Below are 25,683 nucleotides of genomic sequence, written 5' to 3'. Positions count from 1 at the left end.
ACTGCCGGTTGACGGCAACGGGTTGGCGTACGTCCTCTACACCTCCGGCACCACCGGTCAGCCCAAGGGCGTGATGGTCGAGCACCGGGCGTTCACCTCGACGATGGCGGCCCTGCGTGCGCGGCACTTCCCGGAGCCGGGGGCGCTGCACACGTACAGCCTGACCAACTACGTCTTCGACATCTTCGGCCTGGAGTACGGTCTGACGCTGCTGGGCGGCGGCAGCATGGTCATGGGCGACCACTTCTTCGAGGAACTGGACTGTGCGGCGTACGACTTCGTGCAGATGACGCCCAGCCTGCTGGAGATGAAGCTGGACGCGCTGCGCGGCCTGTCGGACACCCGTCTGCTCGTGGGCGGCGAACGGCTCGAACGGCACCTGCTGCACGCCGCGTTGGAGTACTGCCCGCGTGTCGTGAACGTCTACGGCCCGACGGAGACCACCATCTGGTCGGCCTCCCGGGAGTACGCCGCGGAGGCGGCGGAGCGCCCTGCGGCGACGATCGGCCGTGCCCTGCCGAACGAGCAGGCGCACGTCCTGGACGCTCAGTTGCGTCCTCTGCCCGTGGGCGCGGTCGGCGAGCTGTACCTGAGTGGCGCCGCGCTGGCCCGTGGCTACTTCGGTGACGCGGAACTGACCGCCGCGCGCTTCGTGGAGAGCCCGTCCGGCGGGAACGTACGCCTCTACCGCACCGGTGACCTGGCCCGCTGGCTGGAGGACGGCGAGATCGAGTTCGTCGGCCGTGTCGACACGCAGGTGAAGCTGCGCGGCCACCGCATCGAACTGGGCGAGGTGGAGAGCGCGCTCTCGGCCCACCCGGGCGTGCGGCAGAGCGCGGTGATCGTCGGCACGCTCGACGGCGGCCCGGACACGTCCGCCGCCGCGCAGGCCCTGATCGGCTACTACGTGGCCGACGCGGCCCTCGACGAGGAGGCGCTCCAGGAGCATCTGGCCGGCCTGCTGCCGGAGTACATGCGGCCTGCCGCCCTGGTGCACCTGGCCGAACTGCCGCTGTCCTACAGCGGCAAGCTCGACGCCAAGGCGCTGCCGCGGCCGCGCCGCAAGCGGGCCGCCGCGACCGTGGCCCCGGCCGGTGAGACCGAACTGATGCTGGCCCGGCTGTGGCAGGAGGTGCTCGGCCTGGACGAGGTGGGAGTGCACGACCGCTTCTTCGAGGCGGGCGGCAACTCCATCCTGCTGACCAAGCTGCACGCCCGGCTGCCGGAGGAGGTCCGGCAGGCGGTGAGCCTGACCGAGATGTTCGCCCACCCGACCATCGCCTCCCTCGCCGCCCGCATCAGCGGACGGCAGCAGGAGGAGGACCGGCCGCGCCGCGAACCGGTCGTGCGCGGGACGGCCGGGGCGGGCAGCAGGGACATTGCCGTCATCGGCATGGCGGGCCGCTTCCCGGACGCCGACACGTTGGAGGAGTACTGGCGGAACCTGACCGCCGGGCACGAGTCCATCGTGCGGTACGGCCGGGAGGAACTGCTCGCGGCCGGCGTGCCGGAGGAGGAGCTCGACCAGCCCGGCTATGTGCGCGCGCAGAGCTGCATGCGGGACATCCGGGGCTTCGACGCGGCGTTCTTCGGCTACTCGCGCCGCGAGGCCGAGCAGATGGACCCGCAGCACCGGGTGTTCCTGGAGTGCGCGTGGCACGCACTGGAGGACGCGCTGTGCGACCCGTACGCCTACACCGGTGACATCGGGCTGTACGCGGGTGCGGGGCAGAACGACTACGCCGCCGGACATGTCCTGCCCGGCCTGGGCGAGGCCGATCTGGCCACCCGCTACCAGGTGATGATCAACAACCAGGCGAACTTCCTGTCCACCAAGGCCGCCTACAAGCTCGACCTGACCGGCCCCGCGGTGACGGTGCAGACTGCCTGTTCGACCTCGCTGGTCGCGGTGCACCAGGCGTGCGTGGCCCTGCTGGCGGGCGACTGCGACATCGCCCTGGCGGGCGGTGTGTCGATCGGCAAGCTGGGCACGGAGGGCTACGTCCACCAGGAGGGCATGGTCTTCTCCCCCGACGGCACCTGCCGCGCCTTCGACGAGGCGGCGCAGGGCACCCTTGAGGGCCAGGGCGTGGGCATCGTGGTGCTCAAGCCGCTCGACCGGGCGCTCGCGGACAACGATCCCATCCGTGCGGTGATCAAGGCGACGGCCGTCAACAACGACGGCCAGCACAAGATCGGTTACACGGCGCCCAGCCAGGAGCGGCAGGCCGCGGTGATCCGCAGCGCCCACGAGAAGGCCGGCATCGACCCGTCGACCATCGGCTACGTGGAGGCGCACGGCACGGGCACGGCGCTCGGCGACCCCATCGAAGTGGCCGCCCTGCACCAGGCGTTCGGCACGGACAGCGGCACAGGCGACCGGATCGCCCTGGGCTCGGTGAAGACCAACATCGGCCACCTGGACGTCGCGTCGGGCATCGCCGGGCTGATCAAGGCGGTGCTGTGCCTGGAGCACCGCACGCTGGTGCCCACCCTCCACCACACCGCCCCCAACCCGGCGCTCGAACTGGAGAAGGGCCCGTTCTACGTCAACACGGCCTGCACGCCGTGGACGAGTGAGCACCCGGTGCTGCGCGCAGGCGTCAGCTCCTTCGGGATCGGCGGCACCAACGCCCATGTGGTGCTGGAGGAGGCACCGCAGTCTGCCGCGCCGGAGGGCGGGAACGCGTCCGGCCGGGACGGGCAGCAGCTGCTGATGGTGTCGGCGCACACCGCCGACGCCCTCGGCGCGCAGGCCGAGGCCCTGGCGCGTCATCTGGCCGGTCATCCGCACGTGCCGCTGGAGCGTGTGGCGTACACCCTGCACACGGCCCGGCACCGCTTCCCGTACCACCGGGTGGTCGTGGGCGGCAGCCGGCAGGAGCTCGTGGACCGGCTGACGGCCGGGGAGCACGAGACGGTCACCCGGCGAGCGGGGCGGCCGGCCGTGTTCCTGTTCCCCGGACAGGGCGCCCAGTACCAGGGGATGGGGCAGGCCCTCTATGCGGCCGAGCCCGGTTTCCGGGTCCACGTGGACCGCTGTCTGGAGCTCGTCCGGCCGCATCTCCCGGAGGGCGTCGACGAGGCCGATCTGCTCGGCCGTACCGCACAGGTCGGCAACACCCGTTACACGCAGACCGCGTTGTTCATCGTCGAGTACGCGCTCGCCCGGTGGTTCATGGACCTCGGCGTCCGGCCGACCGCGATGCTCGGGCACAGCCTGGGCGAGTATGTGGCGGCCTGTCTGGCCGGTGTGTTCTCACTGGAGGACGCGCTGACGCTCGTCCTGGAGCGCGGCCGGCTGCTCGCAGGCACCGCCCCCGGGGCGATGCTCGCGGTGCCGCTGCCCGCCGGACAGGTGCAGTCGCGCGCACAGGAGCACGGCCTCGACCTGGCCGTCGTCGACGACGCGGGCAGCTGCGTGGTCTCGGGCCCGCCCGGGGCGGTCGACGCGCTGGCGGCGGAACTGGCCGCCGACGGCGTCACCGCCCGACGGGTCGCCGTGTCGCACGCGTTCCACTCCCGGCTGCTCGACCCGGTGCTGGACGAGTTCGCCGCGGTGCTGGCCCGGATCGAACTGCGGGCGCCCGCCGTCCCGTTCGTCTCCAACCTGACCGGCGACTGGGCCGACCCCGAGCAGGTCCGCACACCGGAGTACTGGACGGCGCAGCTGCGCAGCACGGTGCAGTTCCACCGTGGACTGACCACGCTGTACGGCTCGGAGGCCGGCCGGGACGCGGTTCTGCTCGAACTGGGCCCGGGCCGCATCCTGAGCCGGCCCGCCCGCCGGCACCCGGACCGCGCCGGACGCCCGGTGGCGCCGGCCATGCCCCGGGCCGACCGGGCCGGCGAGGAGCCCGCCGTGGCCCTGACGGCCCTCGGCACCGCGTGGGCCGCGGGTGCCGACGTCGACGCCGAGGCGTTCCACGGCCTGACGGCCGCGGACCGGGTGCGGCTGCCCGGCTACGTCTTCGACCGGCAGGAGCACTGGATCGACCCTTCCGGAACGGCCGTTCAGCCCGTGCGGACGCCGGAACCGGTGCCGGTGCCCGTCGAGGAGGACGAGGTCGGAGCCGTCGTCGCGGAGGCCTGGCGCGCGGTCCTGGGCGTCGAGAGCGTCCGGCCGGAGGACGACTTCTTCGTCCAGGGCGGCGACTCGCTGGCCGCCGTCCAGCTCGTGGCCCGCATCCGGCAACGCACCGGCGTCCGGGTGGAGTTCATGGCACTGGAGCGTCACACGCCTCAGGCTCTCGCGGACCGGCTGGCCGAGCACCTCGGCAACCGGTATGCGCCGGAGGCGGCTTCGCCGGTGGTCGTCGTCAAGAAGGGCGACCCGGAGTCGCGGCCGCCCCTGGTCCTGGTCCATCCGATCGGCGGCGACGTGTACTTCTACCGGGAGCTGGCGGCCTGTCTGCCGGACGACCAAGCGGTGTACGCGGTGCGCTCGCCGATGCTCGACGGCACCGCGGAGCTGACCACGGTCGAGGCCATGGCGGCCCATTACCTGGAGCAGCTGGCGGAGTTCGGGCTCACGGCCCCGTTCCGGCTGGGCGGTTCGTCCTTCGGCGGCATCGTCGCCTACGAGATGGCCCAGCTGCTGGACGCCCGCGACGGGTACCGGCCGGAGGTGGTGCTGATCGACAGCCCGGCCCGGGGCAACCTGCCGGCCGACATGACCGGTCAGGACATCATCGACTACCTGCTGCGCTACGGCCTGGCCCGGCTGGACTTCCCCATGGCGGAGCTGGAGGCGCTGGAGACGGTCGAGGCGAAGATCGGCTACATCGCGGAGAAGGCGCGCGGCACGGAGTTCGAGGACATGCTCTCCGCCGACTTCCTGCCCCGCTACATCCACGCCTGGCAGCAGCACAGCCGGGCCATGCACGCCTACGAACCGCGCCCGTACGCCGGTGACATCGTGTTCTTCTCGCACGAGGAGGAGATCCCGGAGTTCCCGGCGGACCAGGCCCCGCACTGGCGGCGGCTGGCGCGCGGCGGCTGGGCGCATGTGCCGGTGACCGGCAACCACCTGAGCATGAACGGCATGCCGCACGTGGCGGCGATCGGCGCCCGCCTCGCAACGACCCAGGGAGAAGACGGTGAGTGAGAAGACGGCCGGCGCGCTGTGCGACGTCCCCGGCGGCAGCATCTGGTACGAGGTGCTCAACGCCGGTGCCCCCGGCACCCCGGTGGTGACCGTCCACGGCGGACCCGGCACCCCGCACGGCTATCTGCGGTCCCTGGCGGACCTGCTGCCCGGCCATCCGGTCGTCGTGTACGACCAGTTGGGGTGCGGCCGCTCGACGCGGCCGGCGGACCCCGGGCTGTGGCACCTGGAGCGCTTCGTCGACGAACTCGACGCGCTGATCGCTGCGCTGGGCCTGGAGCGCTTCCATCTGCTGGGGCATTCCTTCGGCACGATGATCGCCTGCGACTTCGCCCTGCGCGGCGGACCGCGCCGACCCGACCGGCTGGTCCTGGTCTCGCCGGTGCTGAACGTCCGCAAGTACGAGGACGACATGCGGAACCTGTTGTTCCGGCTGCCGCCGGACACGGCCCAGGCGTTCACCGACGCCATGCGCACCGGCCGGTACGACACACCGGCGTTCGCAGAGGCGTCGATCGACTTCGCCGAGCGCCACATGTGCCGCACCGAGTGGCCGGACGAGCTGCTGGACGCCACCGTCGGCAGCGCGACGGACGTACGGGACGCCATGTGGGGCCCCACGGAGTTCCGCCTGACGGGCAACCTGCGCACGTACGACCGGACCGCGCAGCTGGCCGAACTGGGGCCGGAAACCCTGTTCCTGTGCGGCGAGCACGACTTCGTGCCGCCGCGGGCCTGCCAGGCGTACGCGCGGGCGGTCCCCGGCGCGGAGGCCGTGGTGATCCCGGGCGCCTCGCACATGCCCCACGTGGAGGCGCCGGAGCTCTTCGCCAAGGAACTGCTGTCCCGCATCGCCGATTTCGACTGCAACGCCGCAGGTCAAAAATGACTTGTGGGACCAAGCGGCCACATGCTTACGTTGGTGCGACGAATGCCTCGACTCCCAGAAGGGGACACGGTGCGACCGGCGTTATCTGCCGTGGGTGGTGCAAGGGCGAGCCGCAGGCCTCGCAACGCCCACGCCACCTGGTGGCCCTTGGTCCGAAGACCGGTGCCGGCGCATCGCTGAGCTCTGCCGACTCCCGGCAGGGCTCGGCTCGGCGTGCCCTCGCACACTTCTCCCCTTCCGGTCCGTCCCTCTTGAGGCCATGAACAGACACAGATTTCTGCCTGCCCTGCTCGTCATCTCGCTCATCGGCACGATCATGGAACTCGACATGTCCGTGCCGAGCTTCCCGGACATCGCCGACAGTCTCGGCACGTCCGGTTCCTCGGTGCAGCTGACGATCACGTACAACTTCTTCGGCTACTGCCTGGGCGCCCTGGCCTACGGCCCGTTGTCCGACCGCTTCGGCCGGCGCACGGTGATGCTCGCCGGCAACACCGTCATGCTGATCGGCGCGCTGGGCTGCGCGGTGGCGCCGAACATCACCGCCCTCCTCGCCTCCCGGCTCGTCCAGGGCGTGGGCGCGAGCACGTCCGTGGTCCTGGTCTTCGTCATCATCGCCGACGTCTACAAGGGCAACCAGCTGTTCAAGATGTTCGGGCTCACCAACGCCGCGATGTCCGCCTTCATGACGGCGGCGCCCGCGCTGGGCGGCCTCATCAACCGCACGATCGGCTGGCGCGGCAACTACGCGACGGTCTTCGGCATCACACTGGTGTCCCTGCTGCTGATGGCGTTCCTCCTGCCCGAGACCAAGGGCGAGTTGGAGCAGGTCAGCGCGCGGAAGGTGGCGGCCGACTACCGGAGGCTGCTGGCGAGCAAGGAGTTCATCGCCGCCTCGCTCGTCCCCAGCCTGCTGTTCGCCTCCTACATGGTCTTCATCGCGTCCAGCTCCTTCCTCTACACCGACACGTTCGGCCTGTCGACGGTGGAGTTCGCCGGCCATCTGCTGATCATCGTGGCCTCGTTCGCGGTGACCAGCCTGCTGGCCTCGAAGATCGTCACGCTCCTGGGCGGCCCGGAGCGCACGGTGGCCTGGAGCATGGCCGTCACCGCCGTCGGCATCCTGCTCTTCCTCGTCTTCGGCGAGGGCGCCTGGGCGACCACCGGCCCGATCGCCGTCTTCTGCATCGGCTTCGCCGCGGTCTACCCGGTCGTCTTCGGCCGCTCCATGAACGTCTTCCCCGAACTTCAGGGAGCGGCCTCCTCGCTCACCATGAGCGGGCGGGCCCTGCTGGTCACCCTGCTCACAGGCGTCGCCAGCAGCCTGTTCACCGGCCACTCCATCGTGACCTCCGGAGTGATGGCCGTCGCCGTCGCCGTCGCCGCGCCCCTGGCCTTCCTCAAGCCCAAGGCGGCCGCAGCGGGCGCCGAAACGCCCGAGGCCGAAGCAGTGGCCGAGGCCGGCTGAGCCGGCGGCTCCGCCGTACACAACCCCCTTCTGCTCCTTCCCTTTTCCGACAGCGCGGCGGCGACTTCGCTCGCCGCCGCCGCACGGACGCACACGCACCGAGGGCGCGGGGCTGCACCGTCATGCCCCGCGCCCGGAAAGAGGCCCGTCATGAGCGTCATCGGCCAGGAGAACCCCGCAGCCGACCGGACGTTGCCCAGCCTGACCGCGGAGTACGTCGCCAGGTGGGAATCCCGCTCCTCCGTCCGCACCCGCCCGCGCAAGACCATCGACTTCACGCAGGAGGGCTTCTTCTTCCCGGAGGACAAGCAGCCGCTGCTGCTGGCCGACGAGGTCGCGTCGCTGGGCCGGGCGGGCAAGGAGGAGATCCTCGTCCAGTCCTTCTACAAATACCTGCACGACATCGTGAACCTGGAGATCAAGGAGATCGTCTCCGCCTGCTCGAAGATCCTCTATGCGGACCTTCCGGTGGAGTTCACGGCGGAGACGAAGCTCAACACCCACTCGGTCATCATCGACGAGTACTACCACGTCTACATCGCCCAGGACATGATCCTGCAGCTGCAGCAGCACTACCCGGACCTGCGCACACTGGAGCACCCGATATCGGACTCGCAGCGCGCGGTCCTCGAAATCAAGAAGAAGCTCGACCCCAAGTACCACGACATCTTCGAGATCCTCGCCAACTGCTGCTTCGAGACCACGCTCGTGCGCGAGCTGGTCGAATTCTTCAACAGCCCCGGCGTGCACCCGTCGATCAAGTACTACGTCAACGACCACATGAACGACGAGTCGCGGCACTACGCCTTCTTCTACGACCTGATGACCTACCTGTGGGCGGAAATCCCGGAGGACTACCGGGAAGCGATCGGCACGCACCTGGCGGAGTTCACAACGCTCTACCTCTCCGTGGAGTCGGAGAAGCTCTTCAACATCGGACTGCTCGACTCCTTCATCGACGACCGGCAGCAGGCACAGAAATCCGTCGAGGCCCTCTACGCGGGCTTCGAGATCACCCCGGACGTGCCGATCGTCAAGAACGTCCTGCGGGCGCTGCGCAATGCCGGAATGCTCGCCCACCCCGCCGTCCGCGAGAGCTTCGCCCGGATCGGCTGGACCGTCTGAACCCCGGTCCGGTACACCGCCTTTCCGCCCAGCCCAGGAACCACTGAGGACGCACCCATGGAACCCACGACTTCCCCCGCCTCCACCATTTCCCACCGCACCTCCACCCGCATTTCCGACGACGTCGCCACCAAGGAACTCGCGGCGCAGATCGCGGACCGGCTCCGCCGGGCGGAACAGCTCGTGCTGCCGCTCGACGAGACCCTGGACATCCTGGACCAGCTGCAGGAGTTCGAGCTCGGCCGCTTCCTGCTGCACAACCGGGGCCTCAACGGCTACTGGACCTCGTACATCTTCCGCAACGCCCCCGAGGGGCCCGTCACCCCGCTCGAGCACTGGCTGCTCAACGACTCCCTGCTGTGCCAGGCGCGCGAGCGCTACCACCGCTTCAAGGAGGAGATCGCGGGCTGCATCACCGAGGGTGCGGCCCTGGCGTCCATACCCTGCGGCGTGATGGACGACCTGCTGCAGCAGGACTACAGCGGAGTCGGGAAGTTCCGGATCGTCGGCATCGACATCGACGAGGAGTCCGTCGCCTACGCCCGGGAGAACGCGGAGCAGCGAGGGCTCTCCGCACACACCGAGTTCGAGGTGCGCGACGCCTGGAAGCTGGGCGTGGACGGCGAGTTCGACCTGATCGTCAGCAACGGCCTGAACATGTACGAGTCGGACCCGCAGCGGCTGACGGACCTTTACCGCAGCTTCCACCAGGCGCTGCGCCCCGGCGGCCGGCTGCTGCTCAGCTTCCTCACCCCGCCGCCCCCGCCGCCGTGGGTGGCGCCCGAGCACGCGGCCGCCTGGGAGAAGTACGACATCCCGGAGGCCGACCTGCGCCGCGAGCTGTCCATCATGGGCGACATCGTCCAGGTGACGTACCTGAACTTCTCCAGCGAGGACGAGGTACGGGCCCAGCTCGAAGCCGCGGGCTTCACCGTGCAGGCGGTCCGCTACAACGCGGGCGGCGTCCTGCCCATCGTCACCGCCGTCAAGTGACGCACCAGGCAACGGCCTGACGGGGCATGCCGGTTCCCGCTCCGGGGCGGGAACCGGCATGCCCCGAGCCCCGTACCACCCCCGAACTACGGCCCTGGAGCCCCCTTTCCATGATCACTGCCACCGGTCTCGAACTGCGCGCCGGCGCCCGCGTCCTCATCGAGTCGGCGTCCTTCCGCATCGCCAAGGGCGACCGCATCGGCCTCGTCGGCCGCAACGGCGCCGGCAAGACCACCCTCACCAAGTGCCTCGCGGGCGAGGGCATCCCGGCGGCCGGCACCATCACCCACACCGGCGACATCGGCTATCTGCCGCAGGACCCGCGCACCGGCGACCTGGAGGTGCTGGCGCTCGACCGCGTGCTGTCCGCCCGCGGCCTGGACACGGTGATCCGCTCGATCCGCGAGTGCCAGGAGCGCATCGCCTCCGGCCGGGGCGCGACGCGCGAGAAGGCGATGAAGCGGTACGAGCGGCTGGAGAGCGAGTTCCTCGCCAAGGGCGGCTACGCGGCCGAGGCCGAGGCGGCCACCATCGCCGCCAGCCTGGGCCTGCCCGACCGGATCATGGAACAGCCCCTGCGCACCCTCTCCGGCGGCCAGCGCCGCCGCGTCGAGCTCGCCCGGATCCTCTTCTCCAGCGCCGACATCCTGCTGCTCGACGAGCCGACCAACCACCTGGACGCGGACTCGATCCTCTGGCTGCGGGACTTCCTCAAGACCTACCAGGGCGGCTTCGTCGTGATCTCCCACGACGTCGACCTCGTCGAGACCGTCGTCAACAAGGTGTTCCTCCTGGACGCGAACCGTGCGGTCATCGACGTCTACAACATGAGCTGGAAGCAGTACCAGGCCCAGCGCAGTGCCGACGAGCGCCGCCGCAAGCGCGAGCGGGCCAACGCCGAGAAGAAGGCGGCCGCCCTCAGCTTCCAGGCCAACAAGCTGCGTGCCGGCACCAAGGCGGTCGCCGCGCAGAACATGGCCCGCCGCGCCGAGAAGCTGCTCGCCGACCTGGAGCCGGAGCGCCGCACCGACAAGGTCGCCAAGCTGCGCTTCCCCGAGCCCGCGCCCTGCGGCAAGACGCCGCTGACGGCGGAGGGCCTGTCGAAGTCGTACGGCTCGCTGGAGATCTTCTCCGATGTCGACCTCGCGATCGACAAGGGTTCGCGGGTGGTCATCCTCGGCCTCAACGGCGCGGGGAAGACGACCCTGTTGCGGCTGCTGGCGGGCGTGGACAAACCCGACACCGGCCAGGTGGTGGAGGGCCACGGCCTCAAGCGCGGCTACTACGCCCAGGAGCACGAGACCCTGGACGCCGACCGCACGGTCCTGGAGAACATGCGGTCGGCGGCGCCCGGCATGGATCTGGCCGAAATCCGCAAGGTGCTGGGCTCGTTCCTGTTCTCCGGCGACGACGTGGACAAGCCCGCGGGCGTCCTGTCCGGTGGCGAGAAGACCCGTCTCGCCCTCGCCACGCTGGTGGTCTCCTCGGCGAACGTGCTGCTGCTGGACGAGCCGACCAACAACCTCGACCCCGCCAGCCGCGAGGAGATCCTCGGCGCCCTGCGCACCTACAAGGGTGCCGTCATTCTGGTCACGCACGACGAGGGCGCCGTCGAGGCCCTCCAGCCGGAACGCATCATTCTCCTGCCGGACGGTGTTGAAGACCTGTGGGGCGCGGACTACGCGGATCTGGTGGCGCTCGCGTGACCGTCGTCGCCCCTCCGGAACGCCTGGGCAGCTCCCGGATGCCGGACGGCCGCCGGCTGGCCTGGGCGGAGTGGGGCCCGGCCGACGGCGTCCCGGTGCTGCTGTGCCCGGGCGGCGCGACGAGCCGCCGGCTGGGCTTCGGTGCCGGGGCGGTGCACGCGCTGGGTGTCCGCCTGGTCTCGGCGGACCGCCCGGGCCTGGGCGCCTCGGACCCGGCGCCCGGCCGCACACTGGCGGACTGGCCGGACGACGTGAGCGCACTGGCGGCGGACCTCGGCCTCGACGGCCTGCGGGTGGTGGGCTGTTCGCAGGGCGTACCGTTCGCGCTGGCCTGCGCGGCCCGCGGCATCGCGACGGCCACGGCCGTCGCCTCGGGCGGGCCCGACATGAGTCTTATGTCCGCATCCCTGCCCCCGGAGATCCGCGCCATGGTGGAGGCGGTGGCGGCCGACCCGTCGGCGGCGGAGGCGGCGTTCGCCGCGGGGGCGGACGCGGAGGCGATGTGGGCGATGGTGACAGGGAGTTGCGCGGCACCGGACCGCGCCCTCTTCGACACCCCGTCGTTCGCGGCCGCGTACCGCGAAGCCCTCGCCGAGGGCTTCGCCCAGGGCCCGGGGGGCTACGCACGGGACACCGTGCTCACGATGGGACGGTGGCCGTTCGACGTGGGGAGCATCACGGGGCCGGTGGACGTGTGGCACGGCGGCCTGGACACCAGCATGTTCCATTCGCCGGTGCTGGGCGCGGCGTTGGCGGAGGCGATCCCGACGGCGCGCCGCCGTGTCGTGGCGGAGGCGGGGGGCCTGGTGCTGTGGACACACGGGGAGCGGATCCTGCGGGACCTCGTACGAGACCGAGACCGTACGTGAACGGTCCGGCCGGGGCTGCACCGGCCGGACCGCTCCCCCGCAATCCCCCGAATTGCGGAGCCTGTGGGGCGGTTGATCAGGAGTCGTACCAGACGACTCCGTCACCGCCGTCGTGCCCGATGGTCTGCGTCATGACGTTGCCGTCCTGCCAGTACTTGGGGTGCTGGGCCAGGAAGCCGCCGATGGACTGGACCGAGGTGGCATCGCACACGCCGTCGGTGCGGATGCAGAACCGCTGCACCGGTACGCCCTCGAAGGTCGCAGGACCGGCGCCGGGAGACGTGAATCCCAAGGCGCTCCAGCCGTTCGGCACGCGGGCCCAGATGCCGGTGCCGGGCTGCATGGGGTCGGCGTACAGCATGCCGTTCACCTGTGAGCGGGGTATGGCGGTGGCGCCGGCGGCTATCTTCCGGAGCACCTGGTCGGCTATCTGCGCGCCTTGCGAGTAGCCGACGATCGTGAAGCGGGCGCCGGGGTCGCGGCGGTACGTGTCCTCCGCGGCGGCCAGCAGATTGCGGTACCCCTCGCGCGCGCTCGCGTCGAAGCTGAGGGCGGTCGCGTCCGGGACGTTGTGGCCGTTGAGCCAGGGGCCGGCGCTCGCCGGGTAGCAGACCGGCACCGGGATGCCGCCGTCGAGGTGCTTGTTGGCGAAGGTGTAGGTGCTCGTGCAGTCGGGCGCGGAGGCCGCCGAGCCGGTGCCGCCCACTTCCAGGTAGTAGTGGTGCACCGGATCCGCGTGGGCGGCGGGTGCTGCGACGACGGTGGCGGCCATCATGACCGCCACCGCACCGGCAGCGCCCGTCGCCTTCTTCCATCTGCTGGCCAGAGTCATTGCTGTGCTTCTCCTCCAGTCACGTCCGGTCACGGCGGGGACTCAACTTCCTTGTCCTGCACACAGACTTGGTGACGGCTTTGAAATTGCGATGAACCTGCAGCTGCCGGGGCTACGGGTGACCGCTCTCCGTCCGGAGGTACTCGACGAGGGCACGGAGGACGAAGAGGTTCGGGGTCGCGGACGCGGCGGCCTCCGGCCCGTTCCGCATCCCGGTGACGCCGATGATGACGACGTCGTCCCGGATCTCGATCCGTTGCACCTGCGACCACCGCGCGGACACCACTCCGGTCCCAACTTCTTCCCCCGTCAGCCAGATGTCCCCGAAGGCGAGCCGCTCGCCCGCGTCGAGACGGGCGAGGGCCGGCGGCAGTTGGGCACCGGTGACGGCCCGCTGGATTTCCGGAATCCATTCATCCGCTTCGCCGCGCGACAGCGCGATCCGTTCTCCGTCGGCGTCGGTGAGCGTGAGCGCGAACGTGCGGTCCTGCCGGAACACGGAGGTGGTGTCGTAGCGGATGATGCGGATCCGCCCCTTGACGATGACCGTCATTCCGCGCTCGTACAGATCCAGCCGCGCGTCCGGACGCGGCCTCCTCACGGGGGGAAGGCCGTTGCGGACGTGGGCCAGCAGGCCACGGATCCCTCCGACCGGCGCGGCATGTGCGTGTGCCGTGTAGGTGGCACACCGTCTGCCGAGGTGCGCACGGCCGGCCGCTGCGGAGATCCTCGCCAGCAGCAGTTCCTCGCCGCGCTGCGGCGGCGTCCCCCCGGTCACGGCGTGGCTCCGGCGAGGCCGAGACCGGCGTCGTACCCGCGCAGGATCATCTGATGCGTCCGCCGGAGCAGTTGGCCCGGGGACACGCCCAGGTCGTCGGACAGGCGGCGGCGGGTCCGGTCGAACACGTTCAGCGCGTCGGCCTGCCGGCCGTCGAGGTACAGCGCGCGCATCAGCATCGCGGCGACCGGTTCGTTGAGGGGCTGCGCCACGGCCAGGGCCCACAGCTCCTCGATCGCCTCGGCGTGCCGGCCCAGCTGCAGCTGCCAGTTCAGCTTCCGTTGCGCGAGGGCGGTCCTGCGCTCGGTGAGCCGCAGTCGTTCCAGTTCGGGCAGCGGCCCGGGCAGGCCTGCGAGGAGCTCCCCGCGGAACAGGCCCAGCGCCTGGGAGCAGAATCGGACCGCCTCGGCCGGTTCGCCGGCCCGTTCGGCCGCACCGGCGGCGGTGACCAGTTCCTCCATGCGCGCCATGTCCACTTCGGCCGCACCGGGGAGCAGTCGGTAGCCGCACCGGCTGTGCTCGATGACCGGGCCCGGACCGTCCCCGCCGCGCAGGAGCTTGCGCAGCCGGTAGATGTACACCGGCACCACATTCGTCGCGGGAGGCTCCATCCCCCACACCCCGTCGAGCAGTTCCTGCTGACTGACCGCCCGGCCGGGGCACAGCACCAGCGCCGCTAGGACGGACTGCTGACGGAGGTGCCCCAGATCGACGGGCTGTCCGCCGCGCCACGCCTGGAGCGGCCCGAGAACGGATATGCGCAACGGCGGTTCCGGAGCATGACGTTCCGTCGCCCGGCGGACGGCCGCGCGCGGTGCGGGGACCTTCGTCTGCCGACGGGGGCCGCGGCCGGGCGTGACGAGGCCGCAGTCGAAGGCGTGGACGATGGCGGCAGCCCGGTCGCGCAGCCCGAGGGCGGCGAGGATGCGCGCGAGGTGTCCGGCGACGGTGTCCTGGGGGAGGGAGAGTGCGGTGGCGATCTCGGAGTCCCGCATTCCGCAGCCGACTGCGTAGAGCACGTCACGCTCCTGACGGGTGAGAGGGGAGAGGGTGGGGAGGGTGGTGGCGGTCGGCTGGGAGGTGGTTGCGCTCGTCGGCATCGTGGCTCCCCGGACTCCGGACGGCTCGGTGTGCTGGGCGGTCTGACGCATGCCGCCGACGCTCGCCGCAGCGCGGGAAAACAGACAGGCCATGGGACCGGCCGTATCCGGCCGGTGGCCGCGATAGAGTCCCTCACCTGGGAAAATCGGCATGCCCAGGGGCGGGAAGGTCGGGACTGGTGACCAGTGAGTTCAGCAGCCTGTTGCGGCGGTTCCGGCGCCGGGCGGGGATGACTCAGGAGGCTTTGGCGGAGCGCGCGGGGGTGGGGGTGCGCACGATCCGCGGGCTGGAGACGGGCGAGCGCGCCGACCCGAGGGTGACCACGGTGCGGCTGCTGGCGGACGCGCTGGGGCTGGAGCCGGAGGAGCGCGAGGAGTTGCTGGCGGCGGCGGTGCGGCGGGGAGGGGAGCCTCCGGCGGAACCTGAGCCTCCGGCGGAACCCGGGTCTTCGGCGGAACCGGTGGCCGCCCCCGCCCCGATGCTTCCCGCTTCGGCACTGGACGAAGCCCTGGCCGATGTCGCCGATCAACTGGCACAGGCGGTGGCGGCGCGGTGGCAGCGGGAGGAGGAGCAGCGCCAGGTCCATGATCCGTACCCGCTGCCGGTGCGCTGGCAGTCGGTTCCGGAGGAGTTGACGGACCACTGGGCCAACATCCGCCGCCTGCCGGCGGGGAGCGCGCACACTCCGCTTGACCTGAGCGGGCGCCTGGACGAAATCGTGGCGGTGTACCGGAGGATCCCGTCGGGCCGGCTGGTGCTGCTGGGCCGGTCCGGTTCAGGGAAAACGGTACTGACCGTCCGCTTCGTCCTGGATTGCCTGAAGTCTCGTACCCGTGCGGACGCCGTACCGGTGATCTTCAGCATCGGCTCGTGGGACCCCACGGTCATCACGTTCCGCGCCTGGCTGACCGCCCAGTTGACGCGGGACTACCCGGGCCTCGCCGCCCCGGCACCGGGCGGTTCGACCCTTGCGGCCGTCCTGGTCGAGACGGGCCGGGTGCTCCCGGTGCTGGACGGCTTCGACGAGATAGCCGACGGCCTGCGCCGCCCGGCACTGGAATCGCTCAACGCCACGACGCTCCCACTGGTGTTGACGAGCCGCCCGTCCGAGTACGCGGCGGCAGTGGCGGAGACGGACGTGCTCACCGCCGCCGCGGCGGTGGAGCTGACCGATCTGACGTTGGACGATCTGGCGGACTACCTGCCGCGCACCACACGCAAGACCCGCGGCGGGGACCCCACCGCGACGGCCTGGGACCCGGTCCTGACCGAACTGCGCGAACGCCCGGAGGGCCGGGCCGGCGCCAACCTGGCTGCGGTACTGACCACTCCCCTCATGGTCACCCTCGCCCGCGCCGTGTACAGCGACACCCCCGGGCAGGACCCGGCCGCACTCCTGGACACGGAGCGTTTCGGAAGCCCGGAGGAACTGGAGGACCATCTCCTCGACAACTTCACCACGACTGCCTACCGCCCCAGGCCCGGGGACCGGCGCCACGAGTTCGACCCCGACCGGGCCAGGTACTGGCTCGGTTACCTGGCCGACCACCTCACACGGCTCGACACCCCCAACCTGGAGTGGTGGCGCCTCGGCTGCGCGGCGCGGCGCTCGACGCGCACGCTGGCGACGGCGGTGGTGATATGCGTGGTCATAGGCCTGACCGACGTTCTCGTCGGACTCGTCGGCGACATCCTCTCCTTCCAGCTCTTGGACGGGCTGGCGGCAGGGCTCTTCGCCGGACTCATCTTCGGGGTCACGTACTGGTTCATGGTCGCGGCCAAGGGGGCGGCGGTGGCGCCGACGAGCGTGCGCATGAGGCTGTTCGGCAAAGCGGGCAGGCCGCTGCGGAGAGCCGTCCACCGATTCCTGATCGGCCTGACTTTCGGACTCGCCTTCGGCTCCGGCTTCGGCGTCCTGGACGGGCTGTCCCACATCCTGTACGGCGCGCCCCTCTCATCCTGCCTACGTGCCGGCCTCGCCGACGGCGTCTTCTTCGGAACCGTGTTCGCCCTGGGAGCCGGCCCCGCCTTCGGCATCCTGGCCCTCCTCGAAACGCCTCTCGACATCCGGTCCGCCGTCAACCCGGTCAGCCTCCTGCGCGAGAACAGCCGAACGGTCATCACCCAATTCGCCATCTGGGCCCCGGCCTTCGGCCTCCTGGTCGGCTCCGGCTCCGGGACGGTCATCCACAACCTGCCGGCCTTCCTGGGCGAGTACAACTGGAACACCTCGGCAGCCCTCAAACTGGGCACGGCCAGCGCCCTGGGCGGCGGCCTCGGCTACGCACTCGGCCTGACGGCGTGGGGACAGTGGGTGGTCTTCGCCCGCATCTGGCTGCCGTTGACGGGGCGCTTGCCGTGGTCGGTCATGGCGTTCCTGGAGGACGCGTACGAGCGGGGGGTGCTGCGACAGGCCGGGGCGGTGTACCAGTTCCGGCATGCGCGGTTGCAGGGGTATTTGGCGCGGGGATATGGGGGGCGGGGGGCTGGAGAACAGGCAGGAGCGTAGGGCAGTTGCCTTGGGACCGCGCTCCTCTCCGACACGCCGCCCTCATACGAGGGCAGCCGCAGACTGCTGGCCCGAAGACACACCAGCGGCGCACCGGACAGCCAATGCGCCCAGCGAGTCGGGAACCGGCAACCCACGTTCGGACGTTCAGGCTCGCCTCGCAGCGTTCCGCTGCCGAATGGTTTCGGCCGCCGCCCATGAGCCGTCGGCGGCGCGAGTTACCATCGCCGACAGCCGCGCAGTTGCACGGACAGCGTTAGTGGAATGGTGCGTCAGGGAGAATGACATGTCGCGGGGTTCGCGCGTGCACAGAAAACACGCTCTCTTGCAAAGGCTCGGCGCGCCGTTGGCGGGCACACGGGAGACTTCAGCCGCGGCCGCTCTCTCCCCGGCGCAACAGCAGCAGGTCTGCAGAGGAGACCTCAAACGACTGCGCAGGGCTTCGGAAGCGGTCCTGGCCCGTCTGGATCTGCCCGACGGATGCAGCATCGCCACGCTCATGGAGCGGCTCAGCGCGGATCGCGGCCGCCCCATCCAGCTCGTGGAACTCCCTCTGGGAGCGAAGTCGCCCTGCGGCATGTGGCTGGCGACCGACGAAGCCGACATCATCGTCGTCGAAGCGAACACCAGCCGGCTGCATCGTGATCACATCATCGCCCACGAGCTCGCGCACATGCTGTGCGGGCATCGCGACTCCACCGGACCGGACCCGACGGGGCTCGGGCACCTGTTGCCGAGTCTGGACCCTCGGCGCGTCCGCGAGATACTCGGGCGTACGAGCTACTCCAGTACGGAGGAGCAGGAGGCGGAAACCGTCGCCTCCCTCATCCTCGAACAAGTCACCCGCCCACCGGTGGAGCCCCGTTGGGACGTCCCGCCCGTCGACGCCGAGACCGTCGCGCGCATCGATCACTCCCTCAATCCCGGTAATCCCGGCAAATCCGGCTGACCCGACTGAACTCGCGGTCCCTGCCGAAGCTCGCGCACACCGCCGCCCTCTCGTCGTCGGACTGCGGCGATGCCAGGAGGTGTCATGGCCGACGTGAAGGCCGTGGTGTTCCCGGCGTGCGCGGCCCTGTGCGCGCTGGCCTTCCTCTACAAGCTGCGCGACGTACGGCACCGGCGGGACGACCCGGCGCTGCTGGCGCTGCTCGTCGCCTTTTCCTGCAAGGGTGTCTCCTTCACGCTCTCCACGCCGCTCGTCGCGCGAAAGGTGGACGTCGCCCTGGGAGTGGACGACCTGGGGGCGTTGGGCATCCATCTGTTCGGCGGCGTGGCCTCCAGTGCCGCATTCCTCACCGCGATCGTCTACTGGGTGTACCCGCGCGAGGAGGCCCAACGACGCGCGCTCGTACGGCTCCTGGCCGCGGCCGCAGTGGCGGTCGTCATGATCGGTCTGTGGGTCGCGGCGAAGCACGGGGGCCAGCAGCGCAGTGCGCACTACCTCGTGCAGAACGCGCACCGCCCGGTCGTGGCCGCATATCTGCTCCTGTACGTCAGCGCCTTCGGCTCCGGGATGATCGAGATCATCCGCCTGTGCCTGAGGTACGGGCGGGTGGCGGGGCGACAGTGGCTGCGCAGAGGGCTGCACACCACGGCGGTCGGCGCGGGCGCGTGCCTCGTCTACTGCCTCAACCGCCTGCTCGCCCTGATCACTTCGCAGTGCGGGCTCGACCCGCTGGAGTGGGAGCTGCTGACGCCGGTCGCCAACGGCGTGGGCATCTTCTTCCTGGTGGCGGGGCTCACCATGCCGTCGTGGGGTCCCCGGGTGTCCGACGGGCGGCGCATGGCCCGTAACTTCATCACGTACCAGCGGCTGCACCCGCTGTGGCATGCGCTGTCCACGGCGGTCCCCGGCATCGCGCTCGATCCGCAGCCGGCCGGCCGCCTCGCCCGTCTGCTGCCGGGCGACATCAACTTCCGGCTCTACCGCAGGGTCATCGAGATACAGGACGGCCTGCTCGCCCTGCGTCCCTACATGGATTCGGACATCATCGCCGCCGCCCGGCGGTCGGCAGACGAGGCGGGGCTGTCGGGCGACGCGCTGCAGGCCCAGGCACAGGCCGTGTCGCTGGCAGCAGCCCTGCGCGCGAAGCGCGACCACCGGCAGCAGCCGGGAGAGGAGCCCGCGCCTCTCGGCCCGGACGCGACGAGGGGCGGTGGCTACGCCGACGAGGTGGCGTGGCTGCTGAAGGTCGCCCAGGCGTACACCGTCCTTCCATCCACTGAGACTTCCACCGAGACATCCGCCGAGACCACTGAGAGGACCACTCGATGAAGTACCGCAAGCTCGGGGCCGACGGGCCCGACGTGTCGGCGATAGGCCTGGGCTGCATGGGCATGTCGATCGCTTACGGCGTCCCCGACGAGGAGGAGTCCCAGCGCACCCTGGACCGCGCCCTGGAGACGGGCGTCACCCTGCTCGACACCGCGGATGCCTACGGACAGGGCCTGAACGAGGAGTTGGTGGGCCGCTGGCTGCGCCGGCACACGGGAGACCGGGACCGGGTGGTGGTCGCGACGAAGTTCGGCCTGCGCCACGACGCAGCCACCGGCCGGGTGGGCGACGTCGACACCTCCGCCGCCTACGTCCCGGTCGCCTGCCGCGCCTCCCTGCGTCGCCTGGGCACCGACCACATCGACGTCTACTACGCGCACCGCAGGAACCCGGACACTCCCGTCGAGGAGACGATGGGCGCGCTGTCCCGTCTCGTGGACGAAGGGCTGGTGCGTCACGTCGGCCTGAGCGAGGTCAGCGCCGACACGCTCCGCAGGGCGCACGCCGTTCATCCCGTCAGCGCGGTGCAGGTCGAGTACTCCCTCTTCACCCGGAACGTGGTGGAGGGCGAACTCCTCGACACCTGCCGGGAACTGGGCATCGCGGTCGTGGCGTACTCCCCCCTGGGACGCGGCATGCTCACCGGGGCGCTCTCCTCCCGCGATGACCTGGACCCGAACGACAACCGGCGCCGCTGGCCGCGGTTCGCCGACGACAACATCGCCCGGAACCTGGCACTCGTCCAGGCCGTGGGGGACGTCGCCGCGCGGATCGGCTGCACCCCGGCCCAGGCGGCACTGGCCTGGCTGCTGGCCCAGGGAGACGACATCGTGCCCATTCCCGGCACCAAGCGCCGCCGGTACCTGGACGAGAACGCCGGTGCGGTCGACCTGCGCCTGGACCCGAGCGACCTCGCCCTGCTGCGGGAGGCCGTGCCGGAGGAGGCGGTGGCGGGCGAACGGTACCCGGTCCAGGCGCTGGAGCGGTTGGGGCACTGATTTCCGCGGCAAATCCTTACCGCTGGCGCCCATGACGTGCGGCGGTGATCAGGCTGACCGGGGGGACCGTTCCCAGGCGGCGGCGAGTGTGACCCGTCCTCGCTGCGTCCGGAATACGAGCCGTCGCATCACAAGAGCGGCCCGGCCACGCCTCGCGCCCCGCGCGGTCAGGCCGTGACGGGTTGCCGTTCCTGACGACCCTCCACCAGCTCGCGCAGCTTCTGCCGCGTCTCCAGATCCGTCGAATACACGATCGTGCCGACCATGCCCCGAGTCAGCAGCACCTTGTAGGTGTTGCGGATCAGGCGGTCCACGTCGGAATCCGGCGTGGACCGCTTGAAGACCGGGTCCTTGGACGCCGTACGGTCCGTGACCCAACGGTCACCACGCCAGACCAGGTCAGGGCCAATGATGACGCCGGACCAGTCGTACTCGAAGCCCTGGGCGGTGTAAACGCAACCGACCTGTCCGAATCCAGCCGGGTCCGTGGCCCACAGCGCGGCCGGGGGCGCACCGGAGACGGAGCGGTCGCCGCGCAGGTTCCAGGGGCGGGCCCAGCCGCCGATGACCACATCGGGCGGCAAAGGGTCGCCGGGCTTGGGCTCCGGGGACCAACGCCAGCAATAGCCGGCGGACATGCGGGCGCCGTAATCCTGGGCCCGACGCGCCTCAAGGAACGCCTCCATCTCCTGTGGACTGTCGGCGACGAGCAGTTGCATGCGGTCGTCGGGTTCCCACACAACCGGCCCACCAGGCTCCAGACCGAGGAGCCGGACCACCCAGCGCAGGTAGGCGTCACTGCCGCCGCAGCGGAACTGGCTGTCCAGCGGGACGACACGACAGGGGATGCCTCGCCTCGCCGCTGCCGCTTTGATCTCGGCGACGGTGCCCATCTCGCCAGGTCGCACCACCTGATGCTCGTCGAGGAAGAAGACGGGAACGTAGGCGACATCAATGAGTTCGTCGATCTGCGCCCGGCCGCTCCGGTGCTCGGCACGGGTGTACCGGTTGGCCGAGGTCTCCCGGATGCGGTGCGCCTCATCGCAAATCAGGGCGCCCAAGCTGTTCTTCTCGGCCGTCATGAAGCTGTTGAAGTACTTGAACAGGTCCTGGACCTCCGGTTTACGGGCTCCGGCGACCTTCCTCATCGTCTTCGTGAACGACTGCGAACCGGTGGCGTGCAGTGCCGGAACCCCGCGCCGGTACAGGTCGCCGAGCAGTTGAAGAGCGATCACGCTCTTGCCGGTGCCGGGACCGCCCGTGACGACGACGACCTCCTTGCGGTCCGCATGCTTCGCTTTCTCCACCGCGTTGAGCACCATGCGGTACGCGACCTGCTGCTCGTCGAGGAGCACGAACTGCTGGCGTTCACGCACTTCCTCGGCGGCCACGGACATCAGCTGCTTCGACGGCACGGTGGCGCCTGCTCTCAGTTCATCCGCCTCTCGGGCCCCTGGGTGTTTGTCGCTCAGCACCGTACGGAGATGGTCGAGGAAGGCGCCGCGGCGTTCCGCGGTGAAGAGCAACCCGTGGCCGTCACGCTCGATCTCCCTCAGACCGGACACACCGGACTCGGTGGCGTTGTGCAGGAACGCCACCCCGTGGACCCGATTCCCGTGACCGGCGACCGCCCCATTGAAGTTGACCAGGTACTCACAGTAGCGGCGCACCTGCTCAACGGGGTTGAGGACCGGGTGGGCGTAGGCGTCGACATGACACAGGGTCAGGTCGCCCTCATACGGAAGTGCCTGGCTCCACTGCTTCAGTTCCACGACGACGTACGACGGCTCTCCCGTGACCGGGTGCACCCCGGCCAGCACAACGTCGGCGCGCTTGCTGTTGAGTGGGAGCGCGTACTCCAGCATGACCTCCACGTCGCCCAGATTCGCGTCGTTGAGCGCAGCGGCCAGGGCAGGAAGGCTGCGCTCCCAGGAACGCACTTCCGAGGCGTTGGGCCGGTAGCCCTGCATGTGGACAAACTGATCGACAAGGTGCAGGAACAGCGAACCGTCGAACGCCATGACGGCGACCGTTTTCGCGGACGCGCGGAACAGCACGGACTTCCCCCCAGGCAGCACGAAGTGACTCGCGCGGGTGGGGGCATGTCCTTCGAGACTCCACCGGGGCGGAGCGGAAGCCCGTCGGGCCGCATTAGACGATGCATCCGAGAGTACCTGGCGGCACTGACAGCCGCGCCAGTGGCCGCAGGGGCGGAAGGGATACCGCGCCTCCGTGTCGTCCCTTGTTGTCCCCGAATCCACCCACGCCCAGCTGAACACCACTGGGTAAGGTGCCGTCGATGCGAACTCGCCCTCCTCGGGCGGTAGTTCCCCTTCGGTCAGCGGAGCGAACTCCTAGCCCCGGTCAACAACCCCCGATAGCACGGCGCGCGGAGCCAGACGGCCCTCCCAAGGGCTTCTCGGCCTTCCGTGGACCTTTTGCAACAGCCGGACAGGGAGTCATGTGCGCATGAACGGACGGCAGAAGCCCCCGTTCCCCGGCCACGGCCGGGTCAGGGCACGAGGGCGTCGAGGTCGATGTCGAGGGAGAAGGGGACGGAGACCTTCAGCCTGCCCCGGTGGATGCCCGTGGGCACGTATGAACTGGTCATGGTGTCGAGTTCGTAGGTGTGGACGACCGGGGATCCGGCCTCGTCCTCGACGCGCCAGAAGTGGGGAATCCGGGCCTGTGCGTACTTGAAGGGCTTCAGGGACCGGTCGCGGTCCGCTGACTCTTCCGAGACGACCTCGACGACCAGGGGGACGTCTTCGGGTGCGTACCATGTGCGATCCGGGTCGTATGCGGCGGTGGAGACCAGGATGTCGGGCTCGGGACGGCTCTTCCTGTCGAGGCGGACGGTCATCTCGCGTTCGGCCTCGAACCCCGCAGGGGTCGCCTGCCGCAGGGCGAAGGTGAGGTTCTCCACGAGCCGGGAATGCCAGGACCGCTGCGGCGACATCATGAAGATCAAGGCTCCGTCGATGAGTTCGGTGTGCCGCGGCGCTTGGTGGAGGTTGTCGAGATCGCCGGCCTCCCAGCCACTCGGCCTGGGCGGGATCATCCAGTCGGGGAGTTCGGCGGTCACTGCTTCCTCCAGGCGCCTTCAGGAGATGGTCAAGCGACCTTGATCCCGGAACCGGGAACCGGCCGCGCAACTGGTGACAGAGTAGTTGATGCCGTCACGCAGTGAGCGGCACCTGTCCCGCCGCTGGGCGACGGCCGCGACCAGATGTTCCATGCGGGAGGGGCCGAGCGCTGCCAGGAGTCCGGACCTGTCGTACGACGATGATCACGCGGTGGATCCGGGCCGGCGGCGGATCGGCGGCGAGCGGACACCCGGGGCGGCGGGCAATTCCACTCCACGAAACCCGGCTCGGCCCACCGCCGCGCCCACGGCACAACGCGAAGCGTCTCCCCCAAACCTGCGCGACCGTCCGCCGACGGGCCCAACGGCCCAGTCGGCGGGCGGATTCATGCCCTACGGATGCCCCCGACGAGCGTCAGGAAGACGTCACGGGCGTCATTCCAGCGTGAGAAATCCGCCCCCACCGCCCCTGGCGCTCATCATGCGCATCGGGAAAATCGCACGTCAGACGCGGTTTCCCGTGGGCTTCAAAATCGCCACGCACTCCACATGATGCGTCATCGGAAACAGATCAAACACCCGCAACGTAACCGGCCGGTACCCCGCCTCCGCGAAGTACCCGAGGTCCCGCGCCAGCGCAGCCGGGTCGCACGCCACGTACGCGATGCGCCGCGCCCCGAGCGAGGCCAAGTGCCGAACGGTCTGCTTGCCCGCGCCCGCCCGCGGCGGGTCCAGCACCACAACGTCCGCCTTGTCGATCCCCGTCCGCGGCAGCACCGACTCCACCTTGCCGTGCTCCACCCGCACCCGGTCCAGGTCGCGCAGATTGTGGCGGGCATCCTCCACCGCCCGCTTGCTGGACTCGATGCCCAGCACCGCGCCCTTCTCCCCCACGCGCTCGCCGAGCGCGCCCGCGAACAGGCCCACGCCGCAGTACAGATCAAGCGCCATGTCGCCCTTGCGCGGCATCAGGCCCTGCATGACCGCCTGCACCAGCGTGTCCGCCGCCTTCGGGTGGACCTGCCAGAAGCCGCCTTCCGAGACGCGCCACGTGCGGTCCGCCGCGCGTTCGCGGACGAAGGGGCGGCCGTGGACGCGGTGGATCTGCTGGTCCTTCTCGCCGACCCGCAGCACCGACACCGGCTTGTCCAGCTCCACGATCGGCAGGCGGCCGCCCGGCTTCGGGGTGAGAACCACCTGGCGGTCGGTCGAGCCGGTCGACGCGATCGCCTCGACCGAGGCGATCTGCGGCCACTCCCGCTTCTCGACGCCCAGTTCCGTGACCTCCGGCGCCGCGATCAGGCAGCGGTCGATCACCTGGACCTCGTGCGAGCGGTGCTTGCGCAGGCCCGCATGGCCCTCCGCGTCGATCGCGTACTGCACGCGCGTACGCCACGCCGGGACCTGGCCCGCCGGGAGCTTGTCGCCCTCCGCCGGCACGACCGTGCCGTCCCAGCCGGCCTCCTCCGGGGTCAGGCCCGCCAGCCGCTTCAGCTGCTCGGCCACGACCTCGCCCTTGAAGCGGCGCTGCGCGCCCGGCTTGACGTGCTGCCAGTCGCAGCCGCCGCACTTGCCCGGGCCCGAGAAGGGGCAGGGGGCTTCCACCCGGTCCTTCGACGGTTCGAGGATCTCCACCGCGTCCGCCCGCAGGAAACGGGACGTCTCCTCGCCCTCCGTCACCCGGGCCACCACCCGCTCCCCCGGCAGCGTGTGCCGCACGAACAGGACGCGGCCCGACTCCGTGCGGGCCACGCAGTGGCCGCCGTGCGCCACCGGGCCCACCTCGACCTCGTACTCCGTACCGACCAGCGATGCGTTGGGGTCTTGCTGCATGGTGGTCAGCTCCAGAAGACGAGAAAGACGAGAAAGACGAGAAAAGGTGCGGCGGGATCCGCCTGGACAACAGCCGTCCAGTCTACGTCCCGCCGCACCTCACCTGTTAATT

17 protein-coding genes are annotated in these 25,683 nt (G+C 70.3%); 11 read left to right on the top strand and 6 right to left on the bottom strand.

Features of this window, described 5'->3' with window-relative positions; all coding sequences use genetic code 11:
- From HG542_RS30220 to HG542_RS30190, 7 genes are all read left to right on the top strand, one after another.
- Positions 1-5,107: type I polyketide synthase (locus HG542_RS30220; protein WP_171087032.1), on the top strand; the 5,107-nt coding region annotated here is incomplete at its 5' end.
- Positions 5,100-5,996 (top strand): proline iminopeptidase-family hydrolase, encoded by an 897-nt coding sequence (locus HG542_RS30215; RefSeq protein WP_171087030.1) that lies wholly within the window; start codon positions 5,100-5,102, stop codon positions 5,994-5,996. The genes HG542_RS30220 and HG542_RS30215, both read left to right, overlap by 8 nt.
- A 259-nt stretch (positions 5,997-6,255) precedes the next feature.
- On the top strand, positions 6,256-7,464 hold the full coding sequence (locus HG542_RS30210) for an MFS transporter (RefSeq protein WP_229922918.1): 1,209 nt from the start codon (positions 6,256-6,258) through the stop codon (positions 7,462-7,464).
- Between the two features lie 150 nt (positions 7,465-7,614).
- Positions 7,615-8,589: a diiron oxygenase gene (locus tag HG542_RS30205; RefSeq protein WP_171087028.1), complete on the top strand. Its 975-nt coding sequence runs from the start codon at positions 7,615-7,617 to the stop codon at positions 8,587-8,589.
- A gap of 57 nt (positions 8,590-8,646) precedes the next feature.
- Positions 8,647-9,582: a class I SAM-dependent methyltransferase gene (locus tag HG542_RS30200; protein WP_171087026.1), complete on the top strand. Its 936-nt coding sequence runs from the start codon at positions 8,647-8,649 to the stop codon at positions 9,580-9,582.
- A 110-nt stretch (positions 9,583-9,692) separates the two neighbouring features.
- Positions 9,693-11,288: an ABC-F family ATP-binding cassette domain-containing protein gene (locus HG542_RS30195; protein WP_171087025.1), complete on the top strand. Its 1,596-nt coding sequence runs from the start codon at positions 9,693-9,695 to the stop codon at positions 11,286-11,288.
- Complete coding sequence (locus HG542_RS30190) at positions 11,285-12,157, top strand: alpha/beta fold hydrolase (RefSeq protein ID WP_229922917.1); 873 nt, start codon at positions 11,285-11,287, stop codon at positions 12,155-12,157. The genes HG542_RS30195 and HG542_RS30190 overlap by 4 nt, the downstream gene beginning before the upstream one ends.
- Positions 12,158-12,233: 76 nt before the next feature.
- On the opposite strand, the gene HG542_RS30185 is transcribed toward HG542_RS30190, so the two are convergent.
- The 3 genes from HG542_RS30185 to HG542_RS30175 all read right to left on the bottom strand — a co-directional run bounded on the left by HG542_RS30185 (position 12,234) and on the right by HG542_RS30175 (position 14,867).
- A complete protein-coding gene (locus HG542_RS30185; protein ID WP_171087023.1) occupies positions 12,234-12,989 on the bottom strand; it encodes a PE-PPE domain-containing protein in 756 nt (251 codons plus the stop codon).
- Between the two features lie 112 nt (positions 12,990-13,101).
- Complete coding sequence (locus HG542_RS30180) at positions 13,102-13,767, bottom strand: DUF6585 family protein (RefSeq protein ID WP_171087021.1); 666 nt, start codon at positions 13,765-13,767, stop codon at positions 13,102-13,104.
- A complete protein-coding gene (locus HG542_RS30175) occupies positions 13,764-14,867 on the bottom strand; it encodes an AfsR/SARP family transcriptional regulator (protein WP_171087019.1) in 1,104 nt (367 codons plus the stop codon). Before HG542_RS30175 ends, HG542_RS30180 begins: the two co-directional genes overlap by 4 nt.
- Before the next feature lie 179 nt (positions 14,868-15,046).
- On the opposite strand from HG542_RS30175, the gene HG542_RS30170 reads away from it, so the two are divergent.
- The 4 genes from HG542_RS30170 to HG542_RS30155 all read left to right on the top strand — a co-directional run bounded on the left by HG542_RS30170 (position 15,047) and on the right by HG542_RS30155 (position 20,653).
- On the top strand, positions 15,047-17,377 hold the full coding sequence (locus tag HG542_RS30170) for an NACHT domain-containing protein (protein ID WP_171087017.1): 2,331 nt from the start codon (positions 15,047-15,049) through the stop codon (positions 17,375-17,377).
- 286 nt (positions 17,378-17,663) lie between these two features.
- Positions 17,664-18,326: an ImmA/IrrE family metallo-endopeptidase gene (locus HG542_RS30165; RefSeq protein WP_171087016.1), complete on the top strand. Its 663-nt coding sequence runs from the start codon at positions 17,664-17,666 to the stop codon at positions 18,324-18,326.
- Between the two features lie 84 nt (positions 18,327-18,410).
- Positions 18,411-19,655, top strand: coding sequence for an MAB_1171c family putative transporter (locus tag HG542_RS30160; RefSeq protein ID WP_176607141.1), 1,245 nt, complete (start codon positions 18,411-18,413; stop codon positions 19,653-19,655).
- A complete protein-coding gene (locus HG542_RS30155) occupies positions 19,652-20,653 on the top strand; it encodes an aldo/keto reductase (RefSeq protein ID WP_171087005.1) in 1,002 nt (333 codons plus the stop codon). The genes HG542_RS30160 and HG542_RS30155 overlap by 4 nt, the downstream gene beginning before the upstream one ends.
- Positions 20,654-20,820: 167 nt before the next feature.
- Here HG542_RS30155 and HG542_RS30150 read toward each other — a convergent pair whose 3' ends face one another.
- The 3 genes from HG542_RS30150 to HG542_RS30140 form a co-directional block, all read right to left on the bottom strand.
- Positions 20,821-22,710 carry a DUF2075 domain-containing protein gene (locus tag HG542_RS30150; protein WP_171087003.1) on the bottom strand — a complete coding sequence of 630 codons (1,890 nt, stop codon included), beginning with the start codon at positions 22,708-22,710 and terminating at the stop codon, positions 20,821-20,823.
- Between the two features lie 455 nt (positions 22,711-23,165).
- A complete protein-coding gene (locus HG542_RS30145) occupies positions 23,166-23,714 on the bottom strand; it encodes a Uma2 family endonuclease (RefSeq protein WP_176607144.1) in 549 nt (182 codons plus the stop codon).
- A gap of 528 nt (positions 23,715-24,242) precedes the next feature.
- Complete coding sequence (locus HG542_RS30140; RefSeq protein WP_171086998.1) at positions 24,243-25,571, bottom strand: class I SAM-dependent RNA methyltransferase; 1,329 nt, start codon at positions 25,569-25,571, stop codon at positions 24,243-24,245.
- Positions 25,572-25,683 lie beyond the last annotated feature (112 nt).

Source organism: Streptomyces morookaense, assembly GCF_013030945.1.
Taxonomy (GTDB): Bacteria; Actinomycetota; Actinomycetes; order Streptomycetales; family Streptomycetaceae; genus Streptomyces; species Streptomyces morookaensis.
The sequence above is the reverse complement of the archived record's forward strand: the minus strand, read 5'-3'. Positions and strand labels throughout refer to the sequence as shown.